General features: G+C 58.9%; 28 protein-coding genes. All 28 read right to left on the bottom strand.

Going from position 1 to position 14,374, the window contains the following annotated elements; translation table 11 throughout:
* Positions 1 to 138: 138 nt before the first annotated feature.
* The 28 genes from rplQ to rplC all read right to left on the bottom strand — a co-directional run bounded on the left by rplQ (position 139) and on the right by rplC (position 14,374).
* Positions 139 to 534 carry a 50S ribosomal protein L17 gene (rplQ, locus tag ACSQ20_RS01655; protein ID WP_436016821.1) on the bottom strand — a complete coding sequence of 132 codons (396 nt, stop codon included), beginning with the start codon at positions 532 to 534 and terminating at the stop codon, positions 139 to 141.
* 156 nt (positions 535 to 690) lie between these two features.
* Positions 691 to 1,668 carry a DNA-directed RNA polymerase subunit alpha gene (locus tag ACSQ20_RS01650; RefSeq protein WP_436016819.1) on the bottom strand — a complete coding sequence of 326 codons (978 nt, stop codon included), beginning with the start codon at positions 1,666 to 1,668 and terminating at the stop codon, positions 691 to 693.
* Between the two features lie 123 nt (positions 1,669 to 1,791).
* The gene (gene rpsD / locus ACSQ20_RS01645; protein WP_436016817.1) at positions 1,792 to 2,415 is read right to left on the bottom strand and encodes a 30S ribosomal protein S4; all 624 of its coding nucleotides are present in this window, start codon (positions 2,413 to 2,415) and stop codon (positions 1,792 to 1,794) included.
* Positions 2,416 to 2,563: 148 nt separating this feature from the next.
* On the bottom strand, positions 2,564 to 2,968 hold the full coding sequence (gene rpsK / locus ACSQ20_RS01640; protein ID WP_017777173.1) for a 30S ribosomal protein S11: 405 nt from the start codon (positions 2,966 to 2,968) through the stop codon (positions 2,564 to 2,566).
* A gap of 28 nt (positions 2,969 to 2,996) precedes the next feature.
* Positions 2,997 to 3,362: a 30S ribosomal protein S13 gene (rpsM, locus tag ACSQ20_RS01635; protein ID WP_436016815.1), complete on the bottom strand. Its 366-nt coding sequence runs from the start codon at positions 3,360 to 3,362 to the stop codon at positions 2,997 to 2,999.
* Between the two features lie 40 nt (positions 3,363 to 3,402).
* Positions 3,403 to 3,519 (bottom strand): 50S ribosomal protein L36, encoded by a 117-nt coding sequence (rpmJ, locus tag ACSQ20_RS01630; RefSeq protein WP_004199844.1) that lies wholly within the window; start codon positions 3,517 to 3,519, stop codon positions 3,403 to 3,405.
* Between the two features lie 20 nt (positions 3,520 to 3,539).
* On the bottom strand, positions 3,540 to 3,758 hold the full coding sequence (gene infA / locus ACSQ20_RS01625; protein WP_004521905.1) for a translation initiation factor IF-1: 219 nt from the start codon (positions 3,756 to 3,758) through the stop codon (positions 3,540 to 3,542).
* A 7-nt stretch (positions 3,759 to 3,765) separates the two neighbouring features.
* Positions 3,766 to 5,112, bottom strand: a complete 1,347-nt coding sequence (gene secY, locus ACSQ20_RS01620) for a preprotein translocase subunit SecY (RefSeq protein ID WP_436016809.1) — start codon at positions 5,110 to 5,112, stop codon at positions 3,766 to 3,768.
* A 61-nt stretch (positions 5,113 to 5,173) separates the two neighbouring features.
* Positions 5,174 to 5,608: a 50S ribosomal protein L15 gene (gene rplO / locus ACSQ20_RS01615; RefSeq protein WP_436016807.1), complete on the bottom strand. Its 435-nt coding sequence runs from the start codon at positions 5,606 to 5,608 to the stop codon at positions 5,174 to 5,176.
* A 29-nt stretch (positions 5,609 to 5,637) separates the two neighbouring features.
* Entirely contained in the window at positions 5,638 to 5,820 is a 183-nt protein-coding gene (rpmD, locus tag ACSQ20_RS01610) for a 50S ribosomal protein L30 (protein ID WP_436016805.1), read from the bottom strand.
* 16 nt (positions 5,821 to 5,836) lie between these two features.
* Positions 5,837 to 6,355 (bottom strand): 30S ribosomal protein S5, encoded by a 519-nt coding sequence (rpsE, locus tag ACSQ20_RS01605; RefSeq protein WP_436016803.1) that lies wholly within the window; start codon positions 6,353 to 6,355, stop codon positions 5,837 to 5,839.
* A gap of 14 nt (positions 6,356 to 6,369) precedes the next feature.
* Positions 6,370 to 6,735 carry a 50S ribosomal protein L18 gene (gene rplR, locus ACSQ20_RS01600; protein ID WP_436016801.1) on the bottom strand — a complete coding sequence of 122 codons (366 nt, stop codon included), beginning with the start codon at positions 6,733 to 6,735 and terminating at the stop codon, positions 6,370 to 6,372.
* Between the two features lie 12 nt (positions 6,736 to 6,747).
* On the bottom strand, positions 6,748 to 7,278 hold the full coding sequence (gene rplF / locus ACSQ20_RS01595; RefSeq protein ID WP_436016799.1) for a 50S ribosomal protein L6: 531 nt from the start codon (positions 7,276 to 7,278) through the stop codon (positions 6,748 to 6,750).
* 20 nt (positions 7,279 to 7,298) lie between these two features.
* Entirely contained in the window at positions 7,299 to 7,694 is a 396-nt protein-coding gene (gene rpsH / locus ACSQ20_RS01590; RefSeq protein ID WP_436016797.1) for a 30S ribosomal protein S8, read from the bottom strand.
* 14 nt (positions 7,695 to 7,708) lie between these two features.
* Positions 7,709 to 8,014 (bottom strand): 30S ribosomal protein S14, encoded by a 306-nt coding sequence (gene rpsN, locus ACSQ20_RS01585; protein ID WP_436022849.1) that lies wholly within the window; start codon positions 8,012 to 8,014, stop codon positions 7,709 to 7,711.
* A gap of 7 nt (positions 8,015 to 8,021) precedes the next feature.
* A complete protein-coding gene (rplE, locus tag ACSQ20_RS01580) occupies positions 8,022 to 8,561 on the bottom strand; it encodes a 50S ribosomal protein L5 (RefSeq protein WP_436016795.1) in 540 nt (179 codons plus the stop codon).
* A 17-nt stretch (positions 8,562 to 8,578) separates the two neighbouring features.
* The gene (gene rplX, locus ACSQ20_RS01575; protein WP_436016793.1) at positions 8,579 to 8,890 is read right to left on the bottom strand and encodes a 50S ribosomal protein L24; all 312 of its coding nucleotides are present in this window, start codon (positions 8,888 to 8,890) and stop codon (positions 8,579 to 8,581) included.
* A gap of 9 nt (positions 8,891 to 8,899) precedes the next feature.
* Positions 8,900 to 9,268: a 50S ribosomal protein L14 gene (gene rplN / locus ACSQ20_RS01570; RefSeq protein WP_206950874.1), complete on the bottom strand. Its 369-nt coding sequence runs from the start codon at positions 9,266 to 9,268 to the stop codon at positions 8,900 to 8,902.
* A gap of 337 nt (positions 9,269 to 9,605) precedes the next feature.
* Entirely contained in the window at positions 9,606 to 9,878 is a 273-nt protein-coding gene (gene rpsQ, locus ACSQ20_RS01565) for a 30S ribosomal protein S17 (RefSeq protein WP_436016790.1), read from the bottom strand.
* Entirely contained in the window at positions 9,875 to 10,069 is a 195-nt protein-coding gene (gene rpmC, locus ACSQ20_RS01560; RefSeq protein WP_436016788.1) for a 50S ribosomal protein L29, read from the bottom strand. The genes rpsQ and rpmC overlap by 4 nt, the downstream gene beginning before the upstream one ends.
* A gap of 10 nt (positions 10,070 to 10,079) precedes the next feature.
* Complete coding sequence (rplP, locus tag ACSQ20_RS01555; RefSeq protein WP_436016786.1) at positions 10,080 to 10,496, bottom strand: 50S ribosomal protein L16; 417 nt, start codon at positions 10,494 to 10,496, stop codon at positions 10,080 to 10,082.
* 2 nt (positions 10,497 to 10,498) lie between these two features.
* On the bottom strand, positions 10,499 to 11,314 hold the full coding sequence (rpsC, locus tag ACSQ20_RS01550) for a 30S ribosomal protein S3 (RefSeq protein ID WP_436016784.1): 816 nt from the start codon (positions 11,312 to 11,314) through the stop codon (positions 10,499 to 10,501).
* Positions 11,315 to 11,325: 11 nt separating this feature from the next.
* On the bottom strand, positions 11,326 to 11,655 hold the full coding sequence (rplV, locus tag ACSQ20_RS01545; RefSeq protein WP_011490054.1) for a 50S ribosomal protein L22: 330 nt from the start codon (positions 11,653 to 11,655) through the stop codon (positions 11,326 to 11,328).
* A gap of 12 nt (positions 11,656 to 11,667) precedes the next feature.
* On the bottom strand, positions 11,668 to 11,943 hold the full coding sequence (gene rpsS, locus ACSQ20_RS01540) for a 30S ribosomal protein S19 (protein ID WP_004199273.1): 276 nt from the start codon (positions 11,941 to 11,943) through the stop codon (positions 11,668 to 11,670).
* A gap of 10 nt (positions 11,944 to 11,953) precedes the next feature.
* Entirely contained in the window at positions 11,954 to 12,781 is an 828-nt protein-coding gene (gene rplB, locus ACSQ20_RS01535; RefSeq protein ID WP_436016780.1) for a 50S ribosomal protein L2, read from the bottom strand.
* Between the two features lie 2 nt (positions 12,782 to 12,783).
* On the bottom strand, positions 12,784 to 13,098 hold the full coding sequence (gene rplW / locus ACSQ20_RS01530; RefSeq protein WP_436016778.1) for a 50S ribosomal protein L23: 315 nt from the start codon (positions 13,096 to 13,098) through the stop codon (positions 12,784 to 12,786).
* Complete coding sequence (gene rplD, locus ACSQ20_RS01525) at positions 13,095 to 13,715, bottom strand: 50S ribosomal protein L4 (RefSeq protein ID WP_436016776.1); 621 nt, start codon at positions 13,713 to 13,715, stop codon at positions 13,095 to 13,097. Before rplD ends, rplW begins: the two co-directional genes overlap by 4 nt.
* Positions 13,715 to 14,374 carry a 50S ribosomal protein L3 gene (gene rplC / locus ACSQ20_RS01520; RefSeq protein ID WP_436016774.1) on the bottom strand — a complete coding sequence of 220 codons (660 nt, stop codon included), beginning with the start codon at positions 14,372 to 14,374 and terminating at the stop codon, positions 13,715 to 13,717. The genes rplD and rplC overlap by 1 nt, the downstream gene beginning before the upstream one ends.

Below are 14,374 nucleotides of genomic sequence, written 5' to 3'. Positions count from 1 at the left end.
GTATCACCAGCGCGTGAGCACGCCGTTTCGCGGCATTAAGCCGTGCTCCGAACGTTCCCTTAATGTTCCCCTAATGAGCGTCTGAAAATAAAAAGGGCCAAGCTACGCTTGACCCTTTTTTATCGCGAAATTAACCGCTTATTCCGCTTCTTGCACCGCGTCTGCTTCCACCGTCTCTGGGCGATCGAGCAATTCGACGAGCGCCATCGGTGCGTTGTCGCCAACGCGGAAACCAAACTTCAGGATGCGCAGATAACCGCCCGGGCGGTTCGCGAAGCGCGGACCCAATACGTCGAAGAGCTTGGTGACCGAATCGCGGTCGCGCAAGCGGTTGAACGCGAGACGGCGATTGGCGAGCGAAGGCTTCTTGCCGAGCGTGATCAGCGGCTCGACGACCTTGCGCAATTCTTTTGCCTTCGGCAACGTCGTCTTGATGACTTCGTGCTCGATCAGCGAGTTAGACATGTTACGGAGCATTGCCAGACGGTGGCTGCTCGTGCGGTTCAATTTCCGCAGACCATGACGGTGACGCATTTCAGTTTCCTTGATTCAGAGTTTTGATCCAGCTCTTCTATCGTCTCGTCTTGGGTTCCTTGGCGAAACCCGGCGGACACGGGCCGGTGTAAAAAGGCAAGACGCGGATTTTAAAGCAAAATCCGCGTCCTTGCCACTTGAGTAAGCTTTAACCGCTTACTTGTCGAGACCAGCCGGTGGCCAGTTCTCGAGCTTCATGCCGAGCGTCAAGCCGCGCGAGGCGAGCACTTCTTTGATCTCGTTGAGCGACTTGCGGCCAAGATTCGGCGTCTTGAGCAACTCGTTCTCGGTGCGCTGGATCAGATCGCCGATGTAGTAGATGTTCTCGGCCTTCAGACAGTTCGCGGAACGAACCGTGAGTTCGAGATCGTCCACCGGACGCAGCAAGATCGGATCGATCTGCGGCGCGCGCGACGGTGCTTCGGCTGCGGCCTCGGTACCTTCCAGCGCCGCGAACACGGCGAGCTGATCGACGAGAATCCGAGCGGACTGACGAATCGCTTCCTCGGGCGAAATCACGCCGTTGGTTTCGATATTCATCACGAGCTTGTCGAGGTCCGTGCGCTGTTCGACACGCGCGCTCTCCACTGCGTAGCTCACTCGGCGAACCGGCGAGAACGAGGCGTCGAGCACGATGCGGCCGATAATCTTCGCCGATTCCTCGCCATAGCGCCGGACGTTGCCGGGCACATAACCGCGACCCTTCTCAACCTTGATCTGCACGTCGAGCTTACCGCCCTTCGACAAATGCGCCACGATGTGATCGGGGTTGATCACTTCGACGTCGTGCGGCAATTCGATATCGCGCGCCGTCACGAGGCCTTCGCCTTCCTTGCGCAGCGTGACCGTCACTTCATCGCGATTGTGCAGCTTGAACACAACGCCCTTCAGGTTCAGCAGCAAGTTGACGACGTCCTCTTGCACGCCATCCAACGTCGAGTACTCGTGCACAACGCCTGCGATCGTCACTTCGGTCGGCGCATAGCCGATCATCGACGACAGCAACACGCGCCGAAGCGCGTTACCCAAGGTATGGCCGTAACCGCGTTCGAACGGTTCCATGACCACTTTCGCGTGGCTTTCGCCGAGCGATTCCACAGCGATGATCTTGGGCTTCAACAAACTGGTTTGCATAGGTTTTCCTTTTCAATACCCTCGGCTCGTTACACCGATAAGGCTGACCGGTAACAACCTGAAAATAAACAGCCGACGCGGTCCCTTGCTTGACGCAATCGGGAACCCCGGCTGTCAATCCGATTAGCGCGAATACAATTCGACGATCAGGCTTTCGTTGATATCGCCACCGATGTCAGCGCGCTCAGGCATCTGCTTGAACGTGCCTTCGTACTTCTTCGTATCGACGGAAACCCAGCTCGGCAAACCGCTTTGCTCGGCAAGCGACACGGCTTCGAGAATACGGGCCTGCTTCTTCGCTTGCTCGCGTACGCCGACGACATCGCCCGCTTTCACTTGCAACGACGGAATGTTTGCAACTTGGCCATTCACAACGATGGCCTTGTGGCTCACGAGCTGGCGCGCTTCGGCGCGCGTCGAGCCAAAGCCCATGCGATAAACGACGTTGTCGAGACGCGATTCGAGCAATTGCAACAGGTTCTCGCCCGTGTTGCCCTTGCGACGATCAGCATCCGCGAAGTAGCGGCGGAACTGGCGTTCGAGCACACCGTACATGCGCTTCACTTTTTGCTTTTCGCGCAACTGCGTGCCGTAGTCGGACGTACGCGCACCCGAGGTGCGGCCGTGCTGGCCAGGCTTGCTATCGAGCTTGCACTTGTCGGCGAGCGAGCGACGCGCGCTCTTCAGGAAGAGGTCAGTGCCTTCACGGCGGGACAGCTTGGCTTTAGGGCCAGTATAACGTGCCACTTTGCGTTCCTTCTAGGTTTGATCACGCGGACGCATTGCTTCCGCGCTAGTCCGGCCCCGATAGGCCGAACGGTGGGCTTAGTCAATCAAGATGCAAATCGCCTGCTGACGCAGCAAAGCGTCAGCAGGCGTCGAATCTTCGTGCGCCTTAGATACGGCGACGCTTCGGCGGACGGCAGCCGTTATGCGGAACCGGCGTCACGTCGGAGATCGCGGTGATCTTGATACCAAGACCATGCAGCGCGCGCACTGCCGACTCGCGACCCGGGCCAGGACCCTTGATCCGCACTTCGAGGTTCTTCACGCCGTATTCCATCGCCACGCGGCCCGCCGACTCGGCAGCAACCTGCGCCGCGAACGGCGTCGATTTGCGCGAGCCCTTGAAGCCCTGACCGCCCGACGTTGCCCAGGCAAGCGCGTTGCCTTGACGATCGGTGATCGTGATGATGGTGTTGTTGAACGACGCGTGAACGTGAACCACGCCCTCGGCGACGTTCTTCTTGACCTTCTTGCGAACGCGTTGCGCCGCGGTGTTGTTCGAAGCCTTAGCCATTACGTTTTCCTGTAACTGTCAGTCCCGCTTACTTCTTCAGCGATTGCGCGGCACGGCGCGGACCCTTGCGCGTACGAGCATTCGTGCGAGTGCGCTGGCCACGCAGGGGCAGGCCCTTGCGATGACGCACGCCACGGTAGCAGCCAAGGTCCATCAGGCGTTTGATGTTCATCGTCACTTCGCGACGCAGATCGCCTTCGACGACAAACTTGCCGACTTCTTCACGCAGCTTTTCGAGGTCTGCGTCCGTCAGGTCCTTGACCTTCTTCGAGTGGTCGACACCAGCCGCGCCGCAGATCAGACGCGAGCGCGTGCGGCCGATACCGAAAATCGCCGTCAGGCCGATTTCGGTATGCTGGTGGTTCGGGATGTTTACCCCTGCAATACGAGCCATTGTTTTTCCTCAAACAAAAAGCGCAAGCAAAAGCGCGGCGTTAACCTTGACGCTGTTTGTGGCGCGGATCAGAGCTGCAAATCACGCGCACAACGCCTTTGCGCTTGATGATCTTGCAATTTCGGCAAATGCGCTTAACCGATGCCATCACTTTCATGATATTACCCTTTTTTCAAATCACTTCGCCCTGAACACGATCCGCGCACGAGACAGATCGTAAGGCGTCAACTCAACCGTCACCTTGTCGCCCGGCAGGATACGGATGTAGTGCATCCGCATCTTGCCGGAGATGTGTCCCAATACGACATGGCCATTTTCCAGCTTCACGCGGAAGGTCGCATTAGGCAGGTTTTCGATGACCTCGCCCTGCATCTGGATTACATCGTCTTTGGCCATAGTCCTTTCAACGCATCGGGATGTTGCTGCCTTTGAAATTAGCTTTCTTGAGCAGCGATTCATACTGTTGCGACATAACGTACGACTGTACCTGCGCCATGAAGTCCATCGTGACGACGACGATGATCAGCAGCGACGTACCGCCAAAATAAAACGGCACGTTCCAGCGCAGCACCAGGAATTCGGGGAGCAGACAAACGAACACGATGTAGATCGCACCGGCCAGCGTCAGACGCGTCAGGATGCGGTCGATATACCGTGCCGTTTGATCCCCCGGACGAATACCCGGCACAAAGGCACCACTCTTTTTCAGGTTGTCGGCCGTCTCTCTGCTGTTGAATACCAAAGCGGTATAGAAAAAGCAGAAAAAGACAATCGCCAACGCATACAGCAGCACATAGACGGGCTGACCCGGCTTCACCGCCTCGGCGATGTTATGCAGCGTTTCCGAGAACCATCCGCCTCGCGTACCCGAACTGAACCAGTTCAGGATCGTAGCCGGGAACAGAATGATCGACGATGCGAAAATCGGCGGAATCACGCCCGACATATTCAACTTCAACGGCAGGTGCGAAGACTGCCCACCGTAAATCTTGTTTCCGACCTGGCGCTTCGCATAGTTCACGAGAATCTTGCGCTGGCCCCGCTCGATGAAGACGACGAGGTAGGTCACGCCGGCAATCAACGCCACGACGACGATCGCCGAGATGATGCTCATCGAACCCGTGCGGACCAACTCGAAGAGCCCACCGATCGCGTTCGGGAAACCCGCCGCGATCCCGCCGAAGATGATGATCGAAATCCCGTTGCCGAGACCGCGCTCCGTGATCTGCTCGCCGAGCCACATCAGGAACATCGTGCCCGTCACAAGGGTGACCACCGTCGTCAAGCGAAAGACCATACCCGGGTCGATCACGAGGCCCTGCTGGTTCTCGAGCGCCACGGCAATGCCGAATGCTTGAAACGTCGCGAGTAACACCGTGAACACACGCGTGTACTGCGTGATCTTGCGCTGCCCGGCCTGCCCTTCTTTCTTCAGCGCCTCGAGCTGCGGCGAGACGATCGCCAGCAACTGCATGATGATCGACGAGGAGATGTACGGCATGATCCCCAACGCGAACACCGTGAACCGCGACAGCGCACCACCCGAGAACATGTTGAACATGCCCAGGATGCCGCCCGACTGGCTCTGGAACAGCTTCGCCAACTGATCCGGGTCGATGCCCGGCACCGGAATGTGCGCGCCGATCCGATACACAACCAACGCCAGCAGCAGAAACACTGCACGCCGGCGCAGGTCACCGAACTTCGCTGCGCTTTTACCAGTTTTTGCGAGACTCGGGCTGTTAGCCAAGTACCTTCTCCGATACAAATGCCATCATCGGCAATCGGCTTCTCACGCGAGCGAAAGCCAATTACTCGGCAAACGAGCCACCAGCTGCCTCGATGGCCGCGCGCGCGCCCTTCGATGCACCCAGCCCCTTCACAACGATCTTGCGCGAGATAGTGCCGGTCGCGATGATCTTGGCGCTCTTCGTCATTTCACTGACGAGACGCGCTTGCTTGAGCGCAAGCAAATCGATCTCATCGACAGGCAGCTTTTCCAGATCCGACAACCGCACTTCGCCAACGAATTCCTTCGTGAGCGACGTGAAGCCACGCTTCGGCAAACGACGTTGCAGCGGCATCTGACCGCCCTCGAAGCCGACTTTATGAAAGCCGCCCGAGCGCGATTTCTGACCCTTGTGCCCGCGGCCAGCGGTCTTGCCGAGGCCCGAACCAATACCGCGGCCGACGCGGCGCTTCGAATGCTTCGCGCCCTCGGCCGGCTTCAGGTTATTCAATTCCATATTCAACTCCTGGAGTCCCTGATCCGCGCTTAAGCGACGACCTTGACGAGGTACGAGACCTTGTTGATCATGCCGCGCACGGCGGGCGTGTCTTGCAGAACGCTAACCGAGTTGATTCGGCGCAGGCCCAGACCACGCACCGTTGCACGGTGCGTTTCGCGGGTCCCAATCAGGCTCTTGACGAGCTGAACCTTGACAGTTTTTTCAGACATGGTGACCACCCAGGCATTAGCCCAAAATTTCTTCGACCGATTTACCGCGCTTCGCTGCGATATCACCGGGCGTCGATTGCTTGCGCAGACCGTCGAGCGTCGCACGAACGAGGTTATACGGATTCGTCGAACCGTGGCTCTTCGCCACCACGTTCTGCACGCCCATTACGTCGAACACCGCGCGCATCGGGCCGCCGGCGATCACGCCGGTACCGTCTTTCGCCGGTGCGAGCAGAACTGCGGACGCACCGTGCTTGCCGTGCACCTCATGTTGCAACGTACCGTTCTTGAGCGGCACCTTGAACATGTTGCGGCGGGCCTGCTCCATTGCCTTTTGAACGGCAACCGGCACTTCCTTCGCCTTACCCTTGCCCATGCCGACGCGGCCATCGCCGTCGCCAACCACGGTCAGTGCGGCGAAGCCGAGAATGCGGCCACCCTTCACGACCTTGGTCACGCGGTTGACCGAAATCATCTTTTCACGAAGGCCGTCGTCGCGTTCGTCAGCCTGAACTTTCGCTTGCATCTTTGCCATGACGAATTCTTCCCTTAGAACTTGAGCCCGGCTTCGCGCGCAGCATCAGCCAGCGCTTTGACGCGGCCGTGGTAGCGGAAACCCGAGCGGTCGAAGGCGACGGATTCGATGCCGGCAGCCTTGGCTTTTTCCGCAATGCGCTTGCCAATCAGCGTAGCCGCGGCGACGTTGCCGCCCTTGCCCGACTGGTCGGCCAACTGAGCGCGCACTTCGGCTTCGAGCGTCGACGCACTGACGAGCACTTTCGTGCCGCAAGGCGAAAACACTTGAGCGTAGATATGCGTATTCGTGCGATGCACAGCAAGGCGCGCGACCTGCAGTTCAGCGATCTTGATACGCGTCTGACGAGCGCGGCGCAGGCGAGATTGAGTCTTATCCATGTTTGCGCACCCTTACTTCTTCTTCGTTTCTTTGAGGATCACAACCTCGTCGGCGTAGCGCACACCCTTGCCCTTGTAAGGCTCAGGCGGACGATAACCGCGCACTTCGGCTGCGACTTGGCCGACTTTCTGCTTGTCGATCCCCTTGATCACGATTTCCGTTTGCGAGGGCGTTTCCGCCTTCACGCCTTCGGGCATTTGATGTACTACCGGATGCGAGAAGCCCAGCGACAGGTTCAGCTTGTCGCCTTGCGCTTGCGCACGATAGCCCACGCCAACCAGCGTCAGCTTGCGTTCGAAGCCGATCGTGACGCCATGCACCATGTTCGCCACCAGTGCGCGCATCGTGCCCGACATTGCATTGGCTTCGCGGCTTTCGTCGACCGGCTCGAACTTGATCGTGCCATTGTCGTCGATCACTTTGACGAGCTTGTTCTCAGGCTGCGAGATCGCGCCGAGCGGGCCCGTCACCGTGATGAGCCCGCCGCTCAAAGCCACCTTGGCACCCTTCAGCGGGACCGGGCTTTTACCTACTCGAGACATGTTTCTCTCTCCTTTCGGCGTTAAGCGACGTAGCAAATGACTTCGCCACCGACGCCAGTTGCGCGCGCCTTGCGGTCAGTCATTACACCCTTGGGCGTCGAAACGATCGCGACACCGAGGCCATTCATGACCTGCGGAATGTCGTTGCGACCGCGGTACACGCGCAGACCAGGCTTCGACACGCGCTCGAGGCGTTCGATGACCGGGCGGCCAGCGTAGTACTTCAACGCAATGTGCAGCTCCGACTTCACACCGTCCGACTTCACACCGAAGTCGTCGATATAACCTTCGTCCTTCAAGACTTGCGCAATCGCCACTTTCACTTTCGACGAGGGCATTGTCACCGAGACTTTCTCGACCATCTGCGCGTTGCGGATGCGAGTCAGCATATCGGCGATAGGATCACTCATGCTCATTTATGTTTCTCCTATTACCAGCTCGCCTTGGTGAGGCCGGGGATCTCGCCGCGGAACGCGATTTCGCGAATCTTGTTGCGCGCCAGTCCGAATTTGCGGAACGTGCCGCGCGGACGACCCGTGATCGCGCAGCGGTTACGCTTGCGAGTCGGGTTGGAGTTGCGAGGCAATTGTTGCAGCTCGAGACGAGCTGCGTAGCGCTCTTCTTCCGACTTGCTTTGGTCGTCGATGATCGCCTTCAGCGCGACGCGCTTCGGTGCGAACTTCGCCGCAAGGCGGGCGCGCTTCTTTTCACGTTCGATCAGTGCCAGTTTAGCCACGGTAACCTCAGTTTCTGAACGGGAACTTGAAGCTGGCGAGCAGCGCCTTGGCTTCATCGTCGGTCTTCGCGGTGGTCGTGATGCTGATGTTCAGCCCACGCAGCGCGTCGATCTTGTCGTAGTCGATCTCGGGGAAAATGATCTGCTCTTTCACACCGATGTTGTAGTTGCCGCGACCGTCGAACGCGCGCCCCGACACACCACGGAAGTCGCGCACACGCGGCAGCGCCACCGTGACGAAACGATCGAGGAATTCGAACATGGCGCGACCACGAAGCGTGACCATCGCACCGATCGGGTAGCCCTGACGGATCTTGAAGCCGGCAATTGCTTTGCGCGCCTTCGTCACGACGGGCTTTTGACCCGCAATTTTCGTCAGATCGCCAACGGCGTTTTCGATAATCTTCTTGTCCGCAACCGCTTCACCAAGACCCATGTTCAACGTGATCTTGGTGATGCGCGGCACTTCCATGACAGACTTGTAACCGAACTTCTCGATGAGGCCGGGTACAACCTTCTCTTTGTAAAACTCTTGCAAACGAGCCATTTTTTTACTCCGCAGCGTCAGGCGCCAACCACGACGGCACCGGTCGTCTTCAGGAATCGGACTTTCTTGCCGTCCTCGACCTTGATGCCAACGCGCGATGCTTTGCCATTCGCGTCGACAAGTGCGACGTTCGAAATATGCAGCGGCATCGTCTTGGCTTCCACGCCGCCTGTCGTTCCCTTCATCGGGTTCGGCTTCACGTGCTTCTTGACGAGGTTGACGCCCTCGACCGTCACGTGTTGCTCGGCGACGGCCAGCACCACACCGCGCTTGCCCTTGTCCTTGCCGGTAGTGACGACAACCTCGTCACCCTTGCGAATCTTGTTCATCGCGACTCCTTACAGCACTTCGGGCGCAAGCGAAACGATCTTCATAAACCGTTCGCTGCGCAACTCACGCGTGACCGGCCCGAAGATACGGGTGCCGATAGGCTCGAGCTTGGCATTCAAAAGCACGGCGGCATTGCCGTCGAACTTGATCAGCGAGCCGTCCTGGCGACGCACGCCCTTGGCCGTACGCACGACCACTGCGTTGTAGATTTCGCCCTTTTTCACGCGCCCACGCGGCGTTGCCTCTTTGACGCTCACCTTGATGATGTCGCCAATGTTGGCATAACGACGCTTCGAGCCGCCGAGCACCTTGATGCACATGACTTCACGTGCACCCGTGTTATCGGCCACTTCAAGCCGAGATTCGGTCTGGATCATGGTTTATCTTTCCCAACTTAATCCGCCTGCACCACCATGGTTCAGCCGGTCAGTCTTGGTCCCGTCAGCCACGCCGTGACGCTTGGCTGTTTGGGTCGGAACAGCAGCGACGGCATGCGAGACCGCCATCGCATTGAGCGAATCTTGCGAGATGGGCTGACGCCCTTCGCCTTTTCTTCCCCTCTCCCAACGGGACGCCACCATACCTACCATGGGCCCATAAAGAGGGAAGACCGAGATTATATCAAACAATCCCGGCCTTGCAAGCAAAACATACTGCGATTTCGACGACTCTCATCGCTGCAGCCAGCGATTCGAGCCGAGGGTCGGCGCCACCTTAGATAATGCGGGCGGCTTCGACGAGGCGCGACACGGTCCAGGCCTTCGTCTTCGAGATCGGACGGGTTTCCTGGATTTCGACGAGGTCACCCTCGTTATACGTGTTCGCGTCGTCGTGCGCGTGATACTTCTTCGAGCGCACGACATACTTACCGTAGATCGGGTGCTTCACGCGGTGCTCGACCAGCACGGTGACCGTCTTGTCCATCTTGTTGCTGACGACCTTGCCGACCAGCGTCCGGTTGAGCGAGGTTTTCACGCTATCGTTCATTTCTGGTTCGCCTTCTCAGTCAGGACGGTCCGCACTCGTGCGATGTCGCGACGAACCTTCTTCAGCTGGCTCGTGTTCGTGAGCTGCTGCGTCGCGAGCTGCATGCGCAGGCCGAATTGCGCTTTCAACAGAGCGGACAGCTCCTCGTTGAGCGCTGCCTTGTCTTTCTGGTGAAGTTCGGAAGCCTTCATCGTTTGCTCCTTAAGCGCCCAGCTGACGAATAATGAAGGTCGTCTTGAGCGGCAGCTTCGCTGCAGCCAGACGGAACGCTTCGCGTGCCAGCTCTTCGGTTACGCCATCCATTTCGTACAGCATCTTGCCCGGCTGAATCTCCGCGACGTAGTACTCAGGGTTACCTTTACCGTTACCCATCCGTACTTCTGCCGGCTTTTGCGAGATCGGCTTGTCCGGGAAAATACGGATCCAAATGCGGCCGCCGCGCTTGATGTGACGCGTCATGGCACGACGCGCCGCTTCGATTTGACGCGCGGTCAGACGGCCGCGACCGATAGCCTTGAGGCCGAACTCACCGAACGACACCGCGTTGCCACGCGTTGCGACACCGGTGTTACGACCCTTCTGCTCTTTGCGATACTTCCTGCGTTTCGGTTGCAGCATCGTTATTCTCCAGTCTTGCCGTCGCCTTCGGGCTTGCCGCCGCCGGCGGCGCCGCGACGCGGGCCACCACGACGAGCACCCGAGGGCGCGCCACCTTCACCGTCACGGCGCGGACGACGATCGCCCGGGCGCGCGTTGCGGCGCGGGCGCTTTTCTTCTGCGGTCTCTTCGACGACCGGCGCGTCGTTACGGCCGAGCGTGTCGCCCTTGTAGACCCAGACCTTCACGCCGATGATGCCGTACGTCGTCTTCGCTTCCGAAGTTGCGTAGTCGATGTCCGCACGCAGCGTATGAAGCGGCACGCGGCCTTCGCGGTACCACTCGGTACGAGCGATTTCGATGCCGTTCAATCGGCCGGCGCTCATGATCTTGATGCCTTGGGCACCGAGACGCATCGCGTTTTGCATCGCACGCTTCATCGCGCGACGGAACATGATCCGACGCTCGAGCTGCTGCGTGATCGAATCGGCGATCAGTTGCGCATCGGTTTCCGGCTTGCGGATTTCCTCGATGTTGACGTGGACCGGCACGCCCATGCGGCGTTGCAGTTCCGACTTCAACAGTTCGATATCCTCACCCTTCTTGCCGATGACTACACCGGGACGCGAGCTGTAAATCGTGATGCGCGCGTTTTTCGCCGGACGCTCGATGACGACGCGGCCAACCGAAGCGTTCTTCAGCTTCTTCTTCAGGTATTCACGAACACCGATGTCTTCCTGCAACATCGCCGCGAAATTGTTGTTGTTCGCGTACCAACGCGAAGCCCAATTGCGGCTGACGGCCAAGCGGAAGCCAGTCGGATGAATTTTCTGTCCCATCGTATGACCCCTTAATTCCCGACCGTCACAGTGATGTGACAGGATTGCTTCTCGATGCGGTTGCCGCGGCCTTTCGCACGCGCGGTAAAGCGCTTGAGCGATGCAGCCTTATCGATATAGATGCTCGTGATCTTGAGCTCGTCGATATCGGCACCTTCGTTGTGCTCCGCATTCGCGATCGCCGACAGCACAACCTTCTTCACGATGCCAGCCGCCTTCTTCGGCGAGAACGTCAGGACGTTCAGCGCCTTGTCGACCGGCAAACCGCGGATCTGGTCAGCCACAAGGCGCGTTTTCTGCGCCGAGATGCGGGCACCGCGATGAATTGCTTTCACTTCCATCTTGATTGCCCCTTATTTCTTGGCCTTCTTGTCGGCCGCGTGACCCTTGAACGTCCGGGTCAAAGCGAACTCGCCAAGTTTGTGGCCGACCATGTTTTCCGAGATATACACCGGAACATGCTGACGACCGTTATGAACGGCGATCGTCAGGCCGATGAAGTCCGGCAGGATCGTCGAACGACGCGACCATGTCTTGATCGGTTTTTTATCGCGCGAAGCTGCAGCCGCCTCAACTTTCTTCAGCAAATGGGCGTCGCAGAACGGACCTTTTTTAACAGAACGTGCCATTGCCTACTCCTTAACGCTTGTGACGGCGCTGGACGATCATCGTCGTCGTGCGCTTATTGCGACGGGTGCGGTAGCCCTTCGTCGGCGTGCCCCACGGGCTCACCGGATCACGGCCTGCTGCGGTCTTGCCTTCGCCGCCGCCGTGCGGGTGATCGACCGGGTTCATCGCAACACCACGCACCGTCGGGCGAATACCGCGCCACCGGTTCGCACCGGCCTTGCCGATCTGACGCAGGCTATGCTCTTCGTTGCCCACTTCACCGATCGTCGCGCGGCATTCGATATGCACGCGGCGGATTTCACCCGAGCGCAAACGAACTTGTGCGTACGTGCCTTCACGTGCCAGCAGCATGGCCGAGGTACCAGCCGAACGCGCCATTTGCGCGCCCTTGCCCGGCAGCATCTCGATGCAGTGAACCGTCGTACCAACCGGAATATTGCGGATCGGCAGCGTATTGCCTGCGCGGATCGGCGCTTCCGAGCCGGACATCAGCTGCTGGCCCACCACCACACCCTTCGGCGCGATGATGTAACGGCGTTCGCCGTCGGCGTACAGCACCAGCGCGATGTTCGCGCTACGGTTCGGGTCGTACTCGATGCGCTCGACCTTCGCAGGGATGCCATCCTTCGTGCGACGGAAATCGACCACACGATAGTGTTGCTTGTGACCACCACCCTTGTGACGGGTCGTGATGTGACCGTTGTTGTTACGGCCACCGGTCGAGATCTTCGTGTCCACGAGTGCCGCGAACGGCTTGCCCTTGTGAAGATCCTTGTTGACCACCTTGACCATCGCGCGGCGTCCGGGCGAGGTCGGCTTAACTTTAACGAGTGCCATGATTACTTGGCCTCCGCTTCAAAGTTGATTTCCTGACCGGGCTTCAAGCAGACATAGGCCTTGCGCACATCTTTGCGGCGACCCATGAAACGGCCGAAACGCTTCGCCTTACCCTTCACGTTCAGCACGTTGACGGAATTCACTTCCACCTTGAAGAGCAGTTCGACGGCAGCCTTGACTTCCTGCTTCGTCGCATCGGGCGCGATTTCGAACACAACTTGCTCGTTCTTGTCGGCCACCAGCGTCGCCTTTTCGGAGATCACCGGCGCGAGCAGGACCTGCATCAAACGATGATCGTTCTTGCGATTCTCGCTCATGACAGCAACTCCTCGATCTGAGCGACCGCGGCCTTCGTGATCAGCACTTTCTTGAAGTAGATCAGCGAGAGGGGGTCGGCGTAACGCGGCTCGACAACCGCCACGTGGGTGAGATTGCGCGACGCGAGGTACAGGTTCTCGTCGACCGTGTCAGTAATGACGAGCACGGAGTCGAGGCCCATAGCCTTGAATTTTTCAGCCAGCAGCTTCGTCTTCGGTGCTTCGAGAGCGATGTCGTCGACGACCGAAAGACGCCCTTCGCGAGCGAGCTGCGAGAAGATCGAGCAGAGGCCTGCGCGATGCATCTTCTTGTTGACCTTGTGCGCGAAGTTTTCTTCGGGCGAGTTCGGGAAGATCCGACCGCCGCCGCGCCACAACGGGCTCGACGACATACCGGCACGAGCGCGGCCGGTGCCTTTTTGGCGCCACGGTTTTTTGGTCGTGTGCTTGACTTGCTCGCGGTCTTTTTGCGCGCGGTTGCCGCTACGCGCGTTGGCCTGATAAGCAACGACGATCTGATGGATCAGCGCTTCGTTGTAATCACGACCGAACACGACGTCCGATGCGTTCACGCTCGCGCCTTCCTGACCATTGGCATTCAGGAGCTTGAGTTCCATTATTTCGCTCCTTTCACGGCACGCGCCTTCACTGCCGGCGTCACGAAAACTTTTCCTTGCTTCGCGCCGGGGACTGCGCCCTTGACGAACAGCAACTTGCGTTCAGCGTCGATGCGAGCGATTTCGAGATTCTGCACGGTGACGGTGTCGTCACCCATGTGGCCGGTCATGCGCTTACCCGGGAACACACGGCCCGGGTCCTGCGCCATACCAATCGAGCCCGGCACGTTATGCGAACGCGAGTTACCGTGCGAAGCACGGCCCGAGGCGAAGTTGTAGCGCTTGATGGTACCGGCGTAGCCCTTACCGATCGACACGCCTTGCACGTCGATCATCTGGCCCACTTCGAAGAGATCGACACCGATCACGGCGCCGGCAGTGAGCTCGGCAGCCTTTGCGGCGTCAATTAGGAATTCCTTGAGGATTTCACCGGCTTCGACGCCGGCTTTGGCGAGGTGACCAGCCAGCGGCTTCGTCACGCGCGATGCACGGCGCTTGCCGAAAGCAACTTGAACGGCGATATAACCATCCGTTTCAACAGTCTTGATCTGCGTCACGCGGTTGTCGGACACGTCCAGCACGGTCACGGGAATCGAATCCCCTTCGGCCGTGAAGATACGGGTCATGCCAACCTTGCGACCTACGAGTCCAAGGCTCAT

It is taken from the genome of Trinickia sp. LjRoot230 (assembly GCF_964253315.1).
Lineage (GTDB): Bacteria > Pseudomonadota > Gammaproteobacteria > Burkholderiales > Burkholderiaceae > Trinickia.
The sequence above is the reverse complement of the archived record's forward strand: the minus strand, read 5'-3'. Positions and strand labels throughout refer to the sequence as shown.